The sequence below is a fragment of the Mesotoga sp. H07.pep.5.3 genome (genome assembly GCF_002752615.1).
GTDB lineage: Bacteria > Thermotogota > Thermotogae > Petrotogales > Kosmotogaceae > Mesotoga > Mesotoga prima.
Window position 1 is genome coordinate 36,099 of the sequence record NZ_AYTV01000002.1, and the last position, 18,252, is coordinate 54,350.

The window sequence follows — 18,252 nt, forward strand, 5'->3', positions numbered from 1 at the left end:
GAGGAATGACTAATGGCGACCAGATTGGTGTTTATATTTCTATCGGCGATTTTGATAAACAACTTCGTGCTTTCCAGATTCCTGGGAATCTGTCCTTTCCTGGGTGTCTCAAAGAAGACGGACACAGCAGTCGGAATGAGCATCGCCGTTACATTCGTTATGATTCTGGCCTCGATAATCACCTGGATACTCAATATTGCGCTAGATGCTCTTGGGCTACCCTTCTTGCGTACAATTGTCTTCATACTCGTAATCGCGACACTCGTGCAATTTGTTGAGATATTCCTTAAAAAGACTAGCCCGGGGCTTTATGAAGCACTGGGCATCTTCCTACCGCTTATTACAACAAACTGTGCGATTCTTGGCCTTGCTCTCCTGAATGTCCAGCAAAACTACACACTAGTGGAAACGATAGTGAATTCAGCCGGAGCCGGACTGGGGTTCGCTCTAGCTCTAATTCTCTTTTCAACCATTAGAGAAAGGATGGAGCTCTCCGAAATTCCTGAACCCTTCAAGGGGACAGCTATCGCTTTGATCACCGCCGGACTGCTATCGATGGCCTTCATGGGATTCCAGGGCCTGGTAAAACTGTGAGGTGTTTTCGATGACAATAGTCTATTCAGTTCTCTTTATGTCACTACTGGGGGTAGGTGCAGGTATTTTTCTAGCATTCGCTTCGGCAAAATTCGCCGTCAAGAAAGATCCAAGAATAGCGCTTATCGAAGCTTCATTGCCTGGTGCTAATTGCGGTGCCTGCGGCTTCCCAGGATGCGCAGCCTTTGCCAAAGCTGTTGCTGAAGGTAAAGCCTCTATCGAAGGATGCATTCCAGGTAAACGCTCCGGTGTCCCTGAGAAGTTGAAACTCATTCTGGACACAGATATCGACAAACTCATCGCCTTGTTCGACGAAAATGAAGAGGATGCAGAAAAAACTCTTGAGAAGCTACTAGCTTCTTCAGGAAAAGCCGTCAAAGCCGCTCCACCAAAGATTCAAAGGCCAACGCAAGAAGAAATCGATAGTTATAAGGAAAAACTCAAAGAAAATCCAAGGGCAGCCGTTATTTTCGCAGTTCTTCCCAACATCAACTGCGCCTTGTGCGGCTCGCCAGGATGTGCTGCCTTTGCCATTAAGGTTGCCAATAAAGACGAAGATATAGCGAAATGTGTTCCTGGAAAGCCCCAGAATGTCTCGCAAAAGGTTGCCAAGATCATGGCGTTATCTGAAGCTGAACTTCAGAAGATCATCGAAGAGACATCAGGTGAACCGGCCGAGATAAAGAAGAAGTTTGCATTATGAAAAAAAGGCTGGCCATTCTTGGCTCAACCGGATCGATAGGATCACAAACACTCCAAATAGCAAATCGGATCGAGAATATTGAGATTGTGGCCATTTCCTGTGGCCACAATCTTTCTCTTTTTTCGAAGCAGCTTTCTGAATTTCATCCGCCCTTTGCCGCTTCACTAAAGAAAAGCGATAGCCTTACAGATTCCTTTCCCGAAACTTTATTCTTCCACGGGGAAGAGGGGATCGAGAGAATGCTTGAGAAATCGAGACCCGATTATGTTTTGCTGGCTATGAGCGGCGCCGCAGGTCTAAGATTCAGCCTGAAGGCCATCGAAGTCTGTCACAGGCTTTGCCTAGCCAATAAAGAATCTATTGTGTGTGGAGGAGATCTTCTCCTGAAAGAGTGCGCCAGAAAGGGCGTCGAACTGATTCCTGTCGACTCGGAGCACAGCGGCCTTTTTCAGCTCCTCGATGGTTCACGCCGACCGAAAAGAATTATAATAACTGCTTCGGGCGGGGCATTAAGAGATTGGCCCTTAGAAAGGATACAAGATGCAACGATAAGAGATGTTTTGAGGCATCCCGTCTGGTCAATGGGAAACAGGATAACGGTCGACAGTGCCTCCATGGTCAACAAGGGACTTGAAGTGATTGAAGCCAAATACCTCTTTGGATTTGAAACTAATGAAATTGACACATACTTATGCAGAAACAGTTTTATTCATGCTGGTATCCTTTATAGCGATGGCGTCTTGAAGTTACACACTGGCATACCAGACATGAGGATCCCGATCGCCTACTCGCTTACATATCCTGAAAGAATTCAAACCATTCCCGAGCAAAGTATTGTCGATGTCCCCATGATTCTTGAAGAGTTACCAAAAGAGAGGTTCCCTGCTCTAACGCTTGCGAGGGAGATCTGTGGAGTAGTGAGTAAACAGATTGCCTATAATGCTGCAGACGAAGTTGCCGTCGAAGCTTTTATGAATGGCCGGATGCCTTTTGGAGGTATTTACAATATAATTGAAAAGACGGTAGAAAGAACCGCTGATCAAAATCCGGTCGACTACAGTCAAATAATCGAGACTGACAGCGTTGCAAGAAAGTTAGCTCAGGAAGAGGTGGATAGATGTTATTAGCAATAATATACTTTCTTCTAATTCTGACGGGAATAGTAGTTGTCCATGAGCTTGGTCACTACATTTTCTCGAGGCTTTTTGGAGTAAGAGTTCTTGAATTCGCAATAGGAATGGGTCCTAAGCTCTGGTCGAAAAAAGGAAAGAAGACGACCTTCAGGATCAATGCATTTCCAATCGGCGGTTACGTAAGACCTGCAGGTGAAGACTTGGATACTATTGACTCCTCGATTCCGGACAGTGAGCAGATTCAGAACAAACCCGCCTGGCAGAGATTCATTATTTACTTCGCCGGTCCAGCTTTCTCTTTACTTCTGGGCTTTCTAATTCTCTCTCTTGTCGCAGTAATATGGGGCTTTCAAGAGGTCAAGATCGATAAAGTCGAACCTGGTTCTCCTGCAGCAGTTTCCGGAATGATGCCTGGAGATCGAATCGTTTCAGTTAATGGGAAGACTCTCATCGACAATACACGTTTGAGTGAAGCAGTAGCAAAAGGCGAGAGAATAGATCTTGTTGTGAACAGGGAAGGTAAGGAAATCGAGATAGCCATAATACCTGAACTTCTTCCCCAGGAAGCCTTCTTTGTTATCGGAGGTGTTTCAGGAGAACCAGGCGAAGTTCTTTCTTCAATAAACGGCGGAACCTTCAACGGCGACTATGTTGGATATGGAAGCGTTCTTTCACCTGAGAGTTCTATAAAACTCGGGTTCGAAGATGGCTCTACATTGTCGGGAACGCTCCTCACTTATTCGCCTGCCGAGGAACGTTACGCAATGGGCATCTATTACGCGAACTTCAAACCTCAACTTGCCATTGACCACGGACAGTTTAGAGAAGGAGACATACTGCTTTCCGTCAACGGTATGAAGACTGAAACAAGTTATGATCTAACCACGATGAGTCAGTTGCTGTCTCTGAAGCCCGACGAGCTCTTGATTCAGTTCACCGGGAAAGAAATCTCCTTTGCCGAATTTGGCTTTCCCGACGAATTCGTTGTTTCTGTTGAACGGGAAGGTCAATTAATAAATATGACAGTGAGTAAAAACGAGATGATAGCCCTGGTCGAAGAGGCGGGAGCCTTTGCTCAAGGAAGCAGTTATTGGTACCCCGATACTGCATTGGAGGCGGCAGGTCTCGGCATTCAGTGGGCAAACAATCTCTTGATAACTCTGGTTAAGGTAGTAGGAAGCCTCTTCACCGGGGGAGCCAACATAAACGAATTCACCGGCCCCATTGGACTGGTAACCATAGTTGATCAGGCGGTAAGTCTTGGATTAAGAATAGTTCTTTACCTGGCTGGATTCATATCTCTCAACCTGGGAGTAATAAATCTGATTCCCTTTCCGGCACTAGACGGTGGAAGAATGTTGCTTGCCCTCATTGAAATGATTACAAGAAGAAGGCTCGATCCAAAGATAGAGGGTCTGATCAATGTGATCGGATTCATGGTCTTGATGGGGTTCATGATTTACATTACTTTCATTGATATCGGTAGGTGGCTATGAGCGGGGTCGTTCGCGTTGGAGATGTTCTGATAGGTGGAGGAAATCCAATCACGGTCCAATCAATGACAAACACCAAGACTTCGGACGTAAACAAAACTGTTGACCAGATCAAAAGGCTCGAAGATGCAGGTTGTGATCTGGTAAGGGTATCAGTTCCAGACTTTGAGTCGGCATCCGCACTGAAGGAGATCACTTCTCTAAGCAGGATACCTGTCATAGCAGATATTCACTTTGACTATAGACTTGCCGTAGAATCGATCAAAAACGGCGCTGCAAAGGTGAGAATTAACCCCGGAAACATCGGTCAAGATTGGAAAGTCAAAGAAACTGTGAAGATCGCAAAGGAATATGGCGTTCCAATAAGAGTCGGTGCGAACTCCGGTTCTCTTGACAAGAGATTCAGCTCGTACGAAAAACCTATAGCCCTTGCAGAAAGCGCCCTGGCTCAAGTTAAAATACTTGAGAGCGCGGGGTTCGAAGACATTGTGATATCGCTGAAATCCTCTTCAGTTATTGAAACGGTTGAAGCAAACAAATACCTCTACAACAAGACCGACCACCCACTTCATCTAGGTGTTACCGAAGCGGGCTTTGGTTTGGACTCGACGGTCAAGTCGTCAATCGGTATTGGCACGCTTTTGCTCAACAAAATTGGAGATACAATTAGGGTTTCAATGTCTGGCGACCCTGTTCAGGAAATCGAGGTCGGGTTGAGCATTCTCAGGTCGCTGAAACTGAGAAGGGGGGTCGATGTGATTTCCTGTCCAACCTGCGCGAGAACGGAAATAGATGTCGAAGCTCTCGCCAGAAAAGTCAAGAGTTGGGTCGGTAACACAGATGCAGACCTCTCGGTTGCAGTGATGGGCTGTGTGGTCAATGGAATCGGAGAGGGCACTGAAGCAGACATTGGGATCGCTGGAACGGCTTCAGGCGGAGTGATTTTCGTGAAGGGTGAAATCGTTGAAAAAGTAGAAAGGACAGACCTTGAAGTGAGATTCCGTCACTGGTTCAAGACGGTCTTGTCAGGAGGAGTTGGATGAAAGTAACGATAGTCGGAGCCGGTATGGTGGGCTCTTCAATAGCTTATGCGTCCATGATAGAGGGTATTGTGAGAGAGATAGCTCTTGTTGACATAAACAGTGAACTTGCCAAGGGTCAGGCAATGGACTTGAGTCATGGCAATGCCTATGTTAGACCATTGAGAATTCATGGCGGAGATTACGATGTCTCTTCTGACTCGGATGTAGTCGTAATAACGGCCGGTAGACCTCAAAAAGGAGGAGAGAGTCGCCTACAGCTTCTAAAGGACAACGCAAGGATAGTGAAGGAAGCGGTGGCTAAATCTCTTTCCTACAGCAAAGAGCCAGTTTTCATAATCGTGACGAATCCCGTCGACGTTCTTACATGGGTGGCATGGAAAGCATCCGGTTTACCAAGAAACAGGATAATAGGCTCTGGGACGACTCTAGATACGGCAAGGCTCAGACAGAGTATTGCAGACCACTGCCAGCTTGACCCAAGAAACGTACATGCTTATGTTCTTGGTGAGCATGGTGACAGCGAGATCGTCAACTGGTCTCACGCAGACATTGCGGGAATTCCCCTAACCGACTTCTGCAGAAATTGCAGGAGAGACTGCGAGGCTGACCTCTTCAAGAAGCTTTTCGAAGAAACTAAAAATGCTGCTTACAGAATTATAGAAAAGAAGGGTTCAACATTTTACGGAATAGGACTGGCTGTATCAAAAGTGCTTTCAACAATTTTCAACAACCAGCATTCAGTTCTAACAGTTTCCACCGTTCACCCGGAGTTTGAAGGTCTGAAGGATGTTCCTTTCAGCGTTCCCACAATACTTGGCAGAGAGGGAGTTGAAAGGATTCTGAAGGTAGGCCTATCGTCAGAGGAATTAAAGGGACTATCAAACTCAGCAGGAGTTATCGCCAATGCCATAAAAAGCCTAAGGGATGAGGAGGGATTAGCGTGAAAAAGGCTTTGCTCTTAGCAATTGTATTCTTAAGTGTTTCTCTTTTTGCAACCTCGGTTTCGTACGATCCACAGGGGCTGATGTTCTTGAGCAGACCAGGGGCGAGTATCAATGTTAACGTGAGTCTGAACAAAGGTATGGGATCAACTTATTATGGCGGTGAATCGCTCGGACTATCTTTTTCAGTAGATAGAAGTGCTTACGTGGCCGTTCTCGACATCGATCCGTCTGGTCAGATTCAGGTTCTATTCCCAAACGTATATGACCAAGACAACTATGTGCAGGGTGGAAGAACCTACACCTTGCCGACCGACAAAGCTACAACGAGGTACAATCTACAGGTCCAGTCACAGAGAGGAAGAGAGACAATCGTAGTCGTTGCTTCCACATCTCCGTTGAACTTCCTGGGCAACGTCTTCTCTCTCTTCGACAGATATCCGTTTCCCTACTTGAGTCAGAGCATCAACAACCTTTCGGTAGTTATCGATCCGGTTTTCAACACAAGCTGGGGATTGGGCTACACCTACTTCTACAACAGCTATGTTCCTTTCACAGTAAGAACAACGATAAGCGCAGACAGAAAGGATGCCAACGTCTACGTCGATGGAATGTTCATGGGCAAATCCCCGGTTACGACAACACTCGAAGCCGGTCCTCATACTGTGTATGTATACACGGAGAGGAACCTTGTTTATGGTCCTGCGACGATAAATGTCCAGCCTGGGTCAAGCGATTTTTATTTCTCACTATTGCCAAATTACGTTTACGGTTATCTGGAAGTCACATCGATTCCCGACGGACAGGTGTACGTAGATGGACAATATGCCGGCGACACTCCATACAAGGATTTCGAGAAAGTGGGGAGTCATACAGTAACCGTTTCCAAATGGGGTTATCATGACTCGAAGCAAAACGTGTACATAAACAAAGATATGGTGACCTCAGTCAGTTTCACTCTAACCGAGAAAACCGAAGAAGAGAAGAAAACCGACAACATTATTCTCTTCTCCGTAATTGGAGTGCTGATAGCGGGAATTGTCATTGCAGTGATACTCGGCGCATCCGATTAAGAGCCCCCCGAAGGGGACGCTTCCAGGTTAGATGAAGCTAAAGTCGAAGGCATACGTAAATCTATTACTCGTAGTAATATTCTGGGGATTGACCTTTCCGGTACAGAAGAACATACTGGAGGGTCTATCCCCGGTATTTTATAATGCGCTTCGTTTTTCGATCGCTCTCTTGGTTCTGATTCCCCTGAGAAAGAAGCTCGGCCTCAAGATCACAAATAAGAGCCTTACTCAAGGTTTGATTTTGGGACTTTTCCTTTCGGGAGGATATGTTTTTCAGACGTGGGGGCTTGTCTACACAACCGCATCCAAGAGCGCTTTTATTACGTCTCTTTACGTTGGTTTGGTCGCAATCATTGGTCCCGTTGTAGACAGGCGAATCCCCAGCCGCTATCAGATTCTTGCTCTGGGGGTATCATTAATCGGCTTGTATTTTCTTACAACACCCGAGACCGGATTCAACTTTGGTGACCTGCTAACCGCTCTTTGCGCAGTTTCTTTCGCCCTGCATGTCGTATTGATCTCTTATTTCACCCAGAAGGAAGATGTCGACGAAATGGAGCTTCTCGTTCCTCAATTTGTCGTAGTGCTTCTTGTCAATATGGCGCTGATTCCTTTCGTCAAAGGAAGTGTGTTTATAAACGGTTCAATACTCTTTGTTGCGCTGTTTTCTGCAGTTTTTGCAACTATCTTCGCGGTTGCAGTGCAGTTGAAATATCAGAGGTTTCTTGGTTCCGTAGGAGCCTCTCTGATCTACGTAGGTGAACCGGCCTTCGCACTGTTCTTTGCAATGATCATACTGAGAGAGATTCCGGGTAAAATGGAAGTGGTGGGTTTGCTTCTCATGACTGCTGGAATGGTATTTGGAGGGATCTCGTCCTTCGTAGTGCGAGATAGGAGTGTGAAGAAGGGTTGAAAGGAAGGATAATGGTCGTTGAAGACGATATACATATTGGAAAATTGCTTCGTATGGAGCTAGGCCATGAAGGATACGAAGTAGAAGTTTTGACCGATGGAAAGGAAGCGCTAAAGCATCTAGAAAAAGAGCTTCCAGATCTTCTTATCCTTGATGTGATGCTTCCCGGTTTGGATGGTTTCTCGGTGCTGGAAGAAATCAGAGAGTATATTTCTACTGATCTTCCCGTAATAATGCTTACCGCTAAAGGTGAAGTTAAGGACAGAATACGAGGTTTGAAGAGCGGTGCAGATGATTACTTGCCGAAACCATTTGTAATTGAGGAACTTCTGGCCAGAATCGAAGCAGTACTTAGACGCAAAGGGAAAGTGGAAAGGATCAGCTACTTCGAAATCACCCTCGATATGCAATCTCGTGAAGCCTTTCTCAATGGAGAACCTCTGCAGTTAAGCAAGACCGAGTTTGATCTGCTAGCAGTTCTGCTATCGAACGCTGGAATTGTGATGTCAAAGGAAAGATTACTCGAAAAGGTTTGGGGAAGCGAGGACTGGGGCAACCCCAATGTTGTGGAAGTATATATTAACTACTTGCGTAAGAAACTGGGAAAGACGGGCGAAAGAATAAAAACGGTGAGGGGCTCTGGCTACGTTGTCAGATAGAAGGAAGTTTTCAACGGCAACTCAGGTAGCCATCTACTCGGTGGTTCTGATCGTATCTATTCTATTTGCCTCGGCCATATTTGTTTATGGAGTCTCAGAAAGTGTCTTCATTCGCAATTACTCCGCGGAGATGAGAAAGATCTTCATGGATTCACCCATGGGCAAAGGGTTTAGGTATGGCGTGGGAAGAATGGCCATAGGCAGAGGAACTACAGAGTTTTACGTGAGCGTTGATGGAAACGTGGTTCAGAATCCAACAGGACTGAGCAGCGTTCCGGATGTTGAGGGATATGTAAAGACGAGGATAGATGGCAGCTCCTATCTTCTCTATGGATTCTTGAACGGAGAGGAAAAAGTGATTCTCGGTGCAAGGATGGACGATCTCGATTTCTTCCTGGATAGTCTCGCCACCACTCTCCTTCTTTCAGTCTTGGTTGGTGTTGTTCTTTCAATCATAGGCGGCTTCTTCCTTGGAAGTAGGGTCTCTAAACCAATCAAAGAAACTTCACGTCTGTTAAAGGAGATAACGCTGGATGATCTTTCAAGAAGACTGGAAAGCGATCCGAAGACTTCCGAACTTGCCGAACTCAAAAAAGCACTGAATAGAGCTCTAGACAGAATTCAAGATGGATACACCAGGCAGGAACAGTTTTCATCAGACATTGCGCATGAGATTCGCTCTCCATTGACTTCAATCCTTGGCTTCTCGAGACTGATTCTTCGCTGGGGTTCTCAGGACCCGGAGGTTGTCAAGGAAGCCGCTGAAAGTATTTCCGACACAGCCACCAAGATGATGACAATTACTGAATCTCTGCTTTTTCTCTCGAGACCCGAGATCGAACTAAACGAAACAAGTTTCAATCTCAGAGAACTGGTACTCGAGATCACCAATAGCGTTCCAGCCGATCAGTCGGCAGAGATGAAGATTGAGATTCCAGATATCGAAGTCCGAACCGATAGAGTTCTGCTTAAGATAATTATAAAAATTCTTGTTGAAAATGCCTTGAAGTTTGGAAAGAATGGCCCGATAGAGATCGATTGGTCAAATGGTACGCTAAGTGTTAGGGATCATGGAATGGGAATCAACGAGGATGAAAAAGAACGAATATTCAACAGATTCTACAGGAGCGACTCTTCAAGAGGTGGTGAAGGTCATGGATTGGGTCTTTCCATTGCCAGCAAGATCTGCAAGGTGTTGAAACTTTCGATTGATGCAGATAATTGTGAGGATGGAGGAGCAGTATTTAAAGTGGAGGGATTAAGATGAGAATAGCGATATCGGTTGCGGAGCTGGCAGTAACCTGGATAATAATTCCCTTTCTCCTCTTTTCCGGAGCACCGTTTTCAGCGGGATTAGGATTGACGATAGTCGGTTCGATTATCGTTATTTTATCTCTTCTTCTAGCGGTCTATTCTGCCCTTGTGGTATATTACTGGTCTGGAAGACTGCCGACCGTTATTTATGGGCCCGAAAAAACCGTTCAAAGCGGCCCATACAGATTTGTTCGCCATCCATTCAACCTGGGTTACATACTTTTCCTTTTTGGTCTTGGATTGTTGAGTGGAAACTATTGGACGCTTCTTTACGTTGCAGTCATAGGCGCAGTGATAGTTGTGTATTCTTTGCTCCAAGAAAAACTCGCTCTGAAAAGAATTGAAGGCTACGAGGACTATAAAGAGAAGATACCTTTCATGATCCCAAATCCCGGAAGAAAGATACCCTTTGATAAATCGACATCAATTCCCTGGCAATTCATCGTGGCATCATTCGTTGTGAAGCTGGTAATTCTGATTGTTCTACCCTCAAAGGTGAAGAATGCAAGGGTACTCAGAGAAAAGAAACCCTTCGTTCTCGCTCTTGCTCACCAAACTCATTTCGACGGTCCTCTTATCTTCTACTCGACATGGCGTTACCTGAGATTCGTAGGCACCGCAATCTACGTTGATAGACTCGGGTTGCTTAACTGGCTCGCCGTAATTCCTGTCAGAAGATATGCTGTCGATACATCCGCCATAAGACAGATGCTTTCGACAATAAAACAGGGAGTTCCACTGGGAATTGCACCTGAAGCAGCACGATCATGGGACGGCAGACTCCTACATACAAAGAGAGAGATATGGAAGCTTTTCAGGATGTTGAAAATCCCGGTAATCCCGGTGAAGTTTTATGGAGTACAGAGACTTTGGCCTAGATGGGCAAAGATTTTTGCATTGGGGACTTCGACCGTAGAATTCGGTGATCCGGTCGAAGCAGATGATCCCCAGCTAGAAGAGAAAGTCATGGGCTTCCTCGCCAAGGAGGATCCAACCTTCAAGCTTCCTTACCGAAACTACAAACGTATAGAAAAGCTGATCTGGCGCTGTCCAAGCTGTGGCGCCGTTGCCTCTATCAAAGGCTTCATAACTGGCTTCTCATGTTCTTCGTGCGGAAAGAGCTGGACCAAGCCAACTGTAAACGAAGTAATTCAAATCCACGACAGGATAATGCCTGGAAGCATGGGCCTTTCCTTCCCCATAAAGGATGAGGTAATATTCAATGGAGAGAGGGTAACGGCAAACATGTACGAGGACCACGCGATGATCGGAGACTACAGGCTGGATTATAGCGTCGTAAAGAACTCCAGTATAGAAAAAAGTATAGAACCGGTTTTTGGGATTGCAAATGAAATGGTTAGTTTCGTCTCTACGACCAGCGCCTTAATGTGGCAGGAAGTGGTAGACTTCCAGATCAAATTCAGACTTAAGAAAGAGAACTATCACACCGATCTCTGGGGATAGCTCGCGCGATGTAATTGCTGATTGCGTGGTTGCGGGTTCGTGGTAGGCGGTCGGAAGAACAAAGAATCAGTTCCAAGTTCCAAGTTGTTAGTTGTAAGACCGTGGTTGGGGGTCGGAGGTCGGGGGTTGGAAAGAGCATAGGACTGATTGACCGTTGAGCGGTTCTCCGTTCTCCGATTAAAAAACCTGTTCTTGGTTCCAGAGCGAAGATCTGTTCTTCGTTCTTGGGCAAGGTGATGATTCAAGAGCGTTTGGACTCCAACCAGTCATGAAAAAACAGCACTCACCGGAAACTCTCTTCTGGTTCTCGAGCTGGTGAAACTGATCTCCACAGCTTAAAGCAGCTTCTAGATGCGAGATCCCGTGCAAAAGCATCACGGGATGACGGAATTGGATCATGAACATAATCCATATTGGCGCAGACTCTACGGGATAAGAGAGCTTGGAAATAACGGGATGATACAACATGATTTAAGGGCAGGGGACTCTCCCTTCTTGTCATCCTGACAATGCTCCTGGTCAGGATCCCTGTCTTTCGCGAAAAACGAGACAGACATGACGAGAATTGTCAGTCCCTATTTTCGCTTTCACAGCGACCAGCGGGGTTTCGTTCTTAGCGTTCAGCGGCTCCTAGCCCGCGAAGCGGAACTGGCCACCGAAGGTGACTGACCTCTGCCGGAGGCAGAGACTGGCCAGGCGGAGCCTGACTGGCTTTCTAATCGCCTCCTGCCAAATGCAGCATCACTTCTGCTCTTGCTAGACCCTAGACCCCACAACCCTAGTCCCGGTTCTTCCGCTCTTCGTTAATTAGACTGCCTACTTTCATTTACTGAGATGTGCTTTTTCTTTCTTAATGAGTCCACATGATTGTAGTAAGATAGTACTGTTTCGAAACATTCTTGGAATCCTCAATTATCTTCAGCATTAGATTCCTACGGTCACGGGTCAATAATTCTATCCGGCGAAAACTGGGCCGGTCAACCTAAATGGAGGTGGAGCTTTTGAACTGGAAGAAAGGAATTCCTGCAGTTGCTATCGTTCTATTTGTTGCTGCGTTAGTGCCTGTAATGGCATTCGGAACGGTAACCGTTCACGAACTAGTCGTTCTGGGCACGACTGATCTTCACGGCTATGTAATGCCTTATGATTATCTTACTGTCGAAGAAGTCAGTGATTACGGCGCTGCAAAGACCTTCACACTGATAAAGTGGGCAAGGGAAATGTACAACAACACTATCCTGATCGACACGGGAGATGCCATTCAGGGTAGCGTTCTCGCAGAACGTGAAGCGAGAATAGATCCAATCAAGATGGGAGATACTCCCTCGATAATCAAAGCCATGAATATCATGGATTATGACGTAGTTGGAATTGGAAATCACGAATTCAATTTTGGTCTCGAATATCTGGACCTGGCCATTGCTTCCGCTGACTTCCCGATGATCTCGGCAAATCTTTACAACGAAGACACGAAAGAGCTAAGGTATGACCCCTATGTGATATTGGAAAGAGAAGTCGACGGAATTCCAATCAAGATTGGCGTTATAGCCTTTCTACCTCCGGAAATAATGATGTGGGACAGAGTCCTCCTCGAAGGAAAAGTCTATGCTGAACCTATAGTAGAGGCAGCTGCCAAGTACGTCCCCAAACTTCGCAAAGAGGGCGTCGATCTGGTGATAGTCTCCCTTCACCAGGGAAGCTCAGACGCTGAAGCAATACTCGAAAACGTTGAAGGAATAGACGGCATCATCATGGGTCACAGCCACGGGAAAATTGCCGACAAAATAGATGGAGTCCCGGTGACAATGGCAGGAAGTTGGGGAAGCTCCTTAGGTCTGATACATTTCCATCTTCTGAACCGTGATGGAGAGTGGGAGGTATTTTCTTCATGCCCGCAGTTGTGGCATGTCGACGAAAAAGTCGAGGCTGCTCCGGAGATAGTTGAAGCAGTCAAAGAACAGCACGAAGCCACTATTGATTACGTAATGGCTCCCGTGGGAACGACAGCCGTACCGATCAAGGGCTATTTCAGCAGGGTAATAGATAATGAAGTCACTCAACTCGTAAACGAAGCCCAGCTTTGGTACGTTAAAGAGTATTTCAAGGGCACTGAATATGAGTCTATGCCTCTCCTTTCAGCTGCGGCTCCGTTTAGAACAAATACCAGTGTAGATGCAGGGGATGTAAGAATTATGAACGCTGCAGATATCTATATATACTCGAACACACTCCATGTCGTGAGGGTAAACGGTCTCGAATTGAAAGGCTGGCTTGAAAAGTGCGCGGAGAATTTCAATCAGATCGATCCTAACAGCACGGAAGAACAGAATTTGCTTGCAAGGTTCTCTTCATACAACTTCGACATAATCGAAGGAATCAACTATCAGATAGATGTTCGAAACCCCGTAGGTCAGAGAATTGTGAATCTCACCTATGAGGGTGAAGAAGTCGAAGACGATATGGAGTTCCTTGTTGTGACAAACAACTACCGCGCAGGTGGCGGCGGCTATCATCTGGTCGATGCCGACATCGTCCTCTCCTCAACAGTCGAGAATCGAAGCGTAATCATCGACTATATTATCGAGAAGGGCACTATCAATCCAACACCATCCTTCAACTGGTCAATAGTTCCGTTCGAGTCTGCCGGAAAGATCACTTTCTCCTCAAGTGATGAAGCGGCAACTCTACCGGAAGAACTTGGAATAAAGGGTATAAAGTACATCGGAGACCGACTCTTTGAAGTAGACCTTATAGAGCTTGCTGAGAACGTTCCTCAGGCGGTTGCCAATTAGGGCCTGAATCAATCAAAGCCGGAGGTCCCAGACCTCCGGTTTTTTTCGACTACAGTAGTTGTCTTCTTGCGTAAGAGATTTCGAATCACGCTCCATCAAGCCAGTAATTCTGTTAGTCCACCTGCAACTACTAAAGTTAAGGCTATTACCATTGCGAATGGGGAATGAACCAAATTTGAACTTGCTTCTACTTATTCCGATACTTCAAAAGGAAAGACATTTTGAAATCTCCATTCTTCACCCAACTTGTGACGAGATGAGAAGAAGTGATGTGAAGAGAACAAATTGCACGTGTCATTTGATCCCTGCTCTCATTCAGTCATTATTTAAATCGAGAACTATTACGGAATCGGACACAATTCTTCTATCAATTGCTCTTTCTCAAAACCTGGTTGAGGGACAGTCTGTTCTCTATTTCGATGCTCGAATTATTTGCCCTCAGAGTGATTAAGAGGCCGTTGCCGCCTTAAGGTTCCCCTTCAAACTTGTAGAAGTCAAGCTGATTTCTGCTACTATAAGATTCTTAATGTTCACACTGCCGATTAACAAAGGATACAGCTATACCAATTAGCAGAAGCCCTATTCCAAGCAATAGATCTGCGATTGCCAACCCCTTGCTTTCACAGGTTCTCCTCTTAGAACAACCCCCAACCGACACTTTTCACGGGATCATTCCGGAAAATATATCATCTACCGATTGGTATTTTGAATTTGTCACAAGTTTCTCAAGTTGGCTCCCGGCTCTTCATCCATCATAAGGCAAATCGAAAATCACATGATCTCCTTTTGGAAATTCGGCGCGGAGTTCTCTGTCGGGTTTTAACGGAAAAACGGCTCATTCCATTTTAGAGGTGTAGCTACGAGCGAACAAAACCTGCAACATGATTCGTAATAGAGGACAAAATGATAAATCGTTAGCTGCGATCGAAGGACATTGAGGTTAAGAAAAGGATCAAAACTTCCTGAAGTGCCTTTTTACATGTTTTACAGGAGTTCCGATTAGTTACTGATCCAAACCTATTTATGCTGCATCTGTTATATGATTGCATTATACAGAATGTAGCAACCTCGTACTTTTAGGTGAGCATCTAGTTTAGAAACCAAAATCAGCGCTTTGTTGATGGACAAGGATTAGGAGGATCAATAATGGCCAAAAAGAAGTACACAATCGAGGAACTGATGGAAAATGAGACAATTGCATCTTTCGCGGTTTCCGCCGATTCAAGGAAAATTCTCTATTCTTCCGACAAGACTGGCAACTATAACGTATTTGAACTAGATCAAGAGAAGGGAAGACACATACAGATTACGTCCCTCGATGAGAACGCATTAGTTTCTTTCATTTTCGAGGACGGAAGCTTCATTTTCGCGATGGATAAAGGTGGCGATGAGCTGCACCATCTCTATCTATTTGCTGATGGAGAGATCAGAGATCTCACCCCTTTCGAAAAAACTAAGTCAGGATTTCACATGAGTGTGGGTGACAAGGTTTACTACTATTCGAACAGGATTGACAAAAGTAGATTCGATCTTTACCGATTCAATCAAGGTGATTTGAAAAGCGAGCTGGTCTTCGAAAACAGGGACCTGTTCGAGCTGGGTCCGATTTCCAGTGATGAGAAGCTTATTGCTCTTCGTAAGCCCCGGACTGCAAACGATTCGGATATTTACCTTTATAACTCTGTAACCGGGGATATAAAACTTCTCTCCCCCCATCAAAGTGAAGGAAATTTCAAACCTCTCTTCTTCTCAAAAGATTCACTAAAGCTGTACTATGTATCGGATTCGGCCGGAGAGTTCATGACGCTCTGGGAAATGAACATTGAAAGCAGTGTCAGTGAAGAGATTCTTGACTTAGACTGGGACATAATTGCAGGAAGGATGTCGGAGGACGGAGAAAGTGCTGTGCTTGTACTGAATAGAGATGGTTTTTTCGAACTCCATGTGATCGAAACGAAAAGTAACTCTCTCAAGATACCACCTATAAAAACCGGCGGTGTCGTTTACGATCAGTGCTTCAGTAAAGATGGTCAGCTTCTGTATTATCTTTGCGATTCGGCGACATCATCTCCCAATATTTTTACGATAAACCTCGAGACAAAAAAGACAAAGAAGCTCACTGATTCAATGAGCCAAAACGTGAACAGCAATGATCTTTCCGAAGCTTCGGTTCTTCGCTTTGTTTCATACGACGGTCTCGAAGTACCAGGGATTTTCTATCCGCCCAAGAACGTACCTGCCGGAGAGAAAGCGCCCGCCGTTGTGTGGGTCCATGGAGGACCTGGCGGCCAGTCTCTACCGAGATACAACCCGGAAATCCAATTCATCGCGAATCATGGCTATGCAATCTACGCGGTGAATAACAGAGGAAGCTCCGGTTATGGAAAGAGCTTCTTCAAAGCGGCAGATCACAAGCACGGAGAAGCCGATCTGGATGACTGCGTGGAGGCCGCCAGATATCTAGGCACACTTGATTCTATCGACGAAGAAAGAATCGCCATAAATGGAGGGAGCTACGGAGGTTTTATGGTGCTCGCAGCTCTGGCCTTTAGACCGAAGGAGTTCAAAGCAGGTATAGATCTTTTCGGTGTTTCAAACTGGGTGAGAACTCTCAGAGAGGTGCCTGCCTGGTGGAAAGCCATTAAAGATCTACTATATACGAAGATTGGAAACCCCTTTGAAGAAGAGGAATACCTCAAGAGCATTTCCCCTCTCTTCCACGCCGAGAGAATTGAAAGACCACTCCTTGTTCTTCAGGGTGTAAATGATCCAAGAGTATTAAAAGTAGAGTCGGACGAAATCGTTGAGAGCCTAAAGAAAAAAGGTGTTCCTGTTGAATACGTTGTATTTGAGGATGAAGGACATGGCTTCAAGAAGAAGGTTAATAGAATCAAAGGGGCTAACGCAATGCTTGCGTTTTTAGATAAATACCTGCGCTAAAGAATTCGTTTAACTCTAAATAGCAGGTGGAAGAAGATCCAAGAGGGCTTCGGTCCATCCACATAAATGAATGAAAAAGAAGGGGAATTGATGTTGCTTCAGCTACTGCTATGAAGGAAATGTCTCTTTTCGTCATAACAATAAACAGAGAAGTAAGCGATTTCGACTTCTCAACTGATTTCAGGGTGTCTAGCACAAACGGTCCGGCTCTTTCACAACGCAAATATGAGCCCACCTTCTCCGGCATAAGTCGCAATGGCAGGCCCCATCTTTCCAATTATGACTTCAGAGTCGGGGGACACGTTTCCTTATCTCTGAAGAAAAGAATTTCGCATCTTCGAGATTGCTAACATGTGTTATGCCAAAGATCTTCTTACCGGTCATTGCAGATTCCTCGATCAGCTCTATAATTGCCGCTCTGAATCTTTTGTTTCCCCTGACTGTCTTGAGAAGTTTGACCTCCCCACTTACTCCATGCAGGATGATCTTCATGATGAGTATGTTGATCACACTCCCCTGGAACTTGCTAAGACGTCCTCATTTGACTATGTTTTCCACAGTTGCTAGCGGAATGATTATTTTCACATTATCTCTGTAGATTCTTAGCACCGATAAAACGTCTTCAACGGTTGCGCCACTTTTCGCCGTTCTCGTCGCTATCAGTACCTGAATTCCATGAGAGATAGACCCCGCAAGAGAGTCGAAAACTATCGCCTTGTTTCCAGTTAGTTCAGCACCCAAAACCGCCGTTGATAGGTACCACTTAGCTTAGATGAAATAGTAATACACAACGGAGTATCGCCGTTCTTCTGAATCTGTTCGAAGATATCTGCAAAGTCTGCCGGGGAGGGTTGAGAGGTTTTCGGAAGCTCGTCGGACCTGCGCATTGACTACCAGAATTCCTCCGGAGTTATGTCTACGTCTTCCTTGAACGTATGATTTTCCATGAAAATGTTCAGGGAAGCAAATGGAATCTCGAGCTCCTCTAAAACTTCATTAGGGAGATCACATGAGCTGTCCGTAACTATTTTGATCACAGTACGCTTCCTCTCGGATCCGATAATTAGATTATAGGTCATAAATAGAGATGATCAATGTTTAATCGGAGTTTTGGAATACTTTTCGATCCCGTTTATTTAAGATCAACCGATCCTTTTATTCCCTCATATCAAAAGGAAAAGAGCGGTTCG

General features: G+C 45.5%; 13 protein-coding genes and 1 pseudogene. 13 read left to right on the forward strand and 1 reads right to left on the reverse strand.

The genetic code is table 11. From position 1 onward, the window contains the following. The first annotated feature begins 12 nt into the window (after nucleotides 1–12). From rsxA to V513_RS01225, 13 genes are all read left to right on the forward strand, one after another. A complete protein-coding gene (rsxA, locus tag V513_RS01160) occupies nucleotides 13–594 on the forward strand; it encodes an electron transport complex subunit RsxA (RefSeq protein ID WP_099771337.1) in 582 nt (193 codons plus the stop codon). 10 nt (nucleotides 595–604) lie between these two features. Further along, nucleotides 605–1,297, forward strand: a complete 693-nt coding sequence (locus tag V513_RS01165) for an RnfABCDGE type electron transport complex subunit B (protein ID WP_099771338.1) — start codon at nucleotides 605–607, stop codon at nucleotides 1,295–1,297. Next, complete coding sequence (dxr, locus tag V513_RS01170) at nucleotides 1,294–2,424, forward strand: 1-deoxy-D-xylulose-5-phosphate reductoisomerase (protein ID WP_099771339.1); 1,131 nt, start codon at nucleotides 1,294–1,296, stop codon at nucleotides 2,422–2,424. The genes V513_RS01165 and dxr overlap by 4 nt, the downstream gene beginning before the upstream one ends. Continuing rightward, nucleotides 2,415–3,926 (forward strand): site-2 protease family protein, encoded by a 1,512-nt coding sequence (locus V513_RS01175; RefSeq protein ID WP_099771340.1) that lies wholly within the window; start codon nucleotides 2,415–2,417, stop codon nucleotides 3,924–3,926. Before dxr ends, V513_RS01175 begins: the two co-directional genes overlap by 10 nt. Then, nucleotides 3,923–4,966: a flavodoxin-dependent (E)-4-hydroxy-3-methylbut-2-enyl-diphosphate synthase gene (ispG, locus tag V513_RS01180; protein ID WP_099771341.1), complete on the forward strand. Its 1,044-nt coding sequence runs from the start codon at nucleotides 3,923–3,925 to the stop codon at nucleotides 4,964–4,966. The genes V513_RS01175 and ispG overlap by 4 nt, the downstream gene beginning before the upstream one ends. Beyond that, complete coding sequence (locus V513_RS01185) at nucleotides 4,963–5,910, forward strand: L-lactate dehydrogenase (RefSeq protein ID WP_099771342.1); 948 nt, start codon at nucleotides 4,963–4,965, stop codon at nucleotides 5,908–5,910. The genes ispG and V513_RS01185 overlap by 4 nt, the downstream gene beginning before the upstream one ends. Beyond that, the gene (locus V513_RS01190) at nucleotides 5,907–6,980 is read left to right on the forward strand and encodes a DUF4384 domain-containing protein (RefSeq protein WP_099771343.1); all 1,074 of its coding nucleotides are present in this window, start codon (nucleotides 5,907–5,909) and stop codon (nucleotides 6,978–6,980) included. The genes V513_RS01185 and V513_RS01190 overlap by 4 nt, the downstream gene beginning before the upstream one ends. Before the next feature lie 31 nt (nucleotides 6,981–7,011). Continuing rightward, a complete protein-coding gene (locus tag V513_RS01195; RefSeq protein ID WP_099771344.1) occupies nucleotides 7,012–7,893 on the forward strand; it encodes a DMT family transporter in 882 nt (293 codons plus the stop codon). Further along, nucleotides 7,890–8,552, forward strand: a complete 663-nt coding sequence (locus V513_RS01200) for a response regulator transcription factor (RefSeq protein WP_099771345.1) — start codon at nucleotides 7,890–7,892, stop codon at nucleotides 8,550–8,552. The genes V513_RS01195 and V513_RS01200 overlap by 4 nt, the downstream gene beginning before the upstream one ends. Continuing rightward, the gene (locus V513_RS01205) at nucleotides 8,542–9,819 is read left to right on the forward strand and encodes a HAMP domain-containing sensor histidine kinase (RefSeq protein WP_099771346.1); all 1,278 of its coding nucleotides are present in this window, start codon (nucleotides 8,542–8,544) and stop codon (nucleotides 9,817–9,819) included. The genes V513_RS01200 and V513_RS01205 overlap by 11 nt, the downstream gene beginning before the upstream one ends. Further along, the gene (locus V513_RS01210) at nucleotides 9,816–11,330 is read left to right on the forward strand and encodes a 1-acyl-sn-glycerol-3-phosphate acyltransferase (RefSeq protein ID WP_099771347.1); all 1,515 of its coding nucleotides are present in this window, start codon (nucleotides 9,816–9,818) and stop codon (nucleotides 11,328–11,330) included. The genes V513_RS01205 and V513_RS01210 overlap by 4 nt, the downstream gene beginning before the upstream one ends. 992 nt (nucleotides 11,331–12,322) lie before the next feature. Further along, nucleotides 12,323–14,122, forward strand: coding sequence for a bifunctional 2',3'-cyclic-nucleotide 2'-phosphodiesterase/3'-nucleotidase (locus tag V513_RS01220; RefSeq protein ID WP_257211885.1), 1,800 nt, complete (start codon nucleotides 12,323–12,325; stop codon nucleotides 14,120–14,122). 1,146 nt (nucleotides 14,123–15,268) lie between these two features. Then, entirely contained in the window at nucleotides 15,269–17,062 is a 1,794-nt protein-coding gene (locus V513_RS01225; RefSeq protein ID WP_099771350.1) for a S9 family peptidase, read from the forward strand. Nucleotides 17,063–17,347: 285 nt separating this feature from the next. Here V513_RS01225 and V513_RS14310 read toward each other — a convergent pair. Next, nucleotides 17,348–18,141: pseudogene (locus tag V513_RS14310) on the reverse strand (DegV family protein). Between the last annotated feature and the right edge of the window lie 111 nt (nucleotides 18,142–18,252).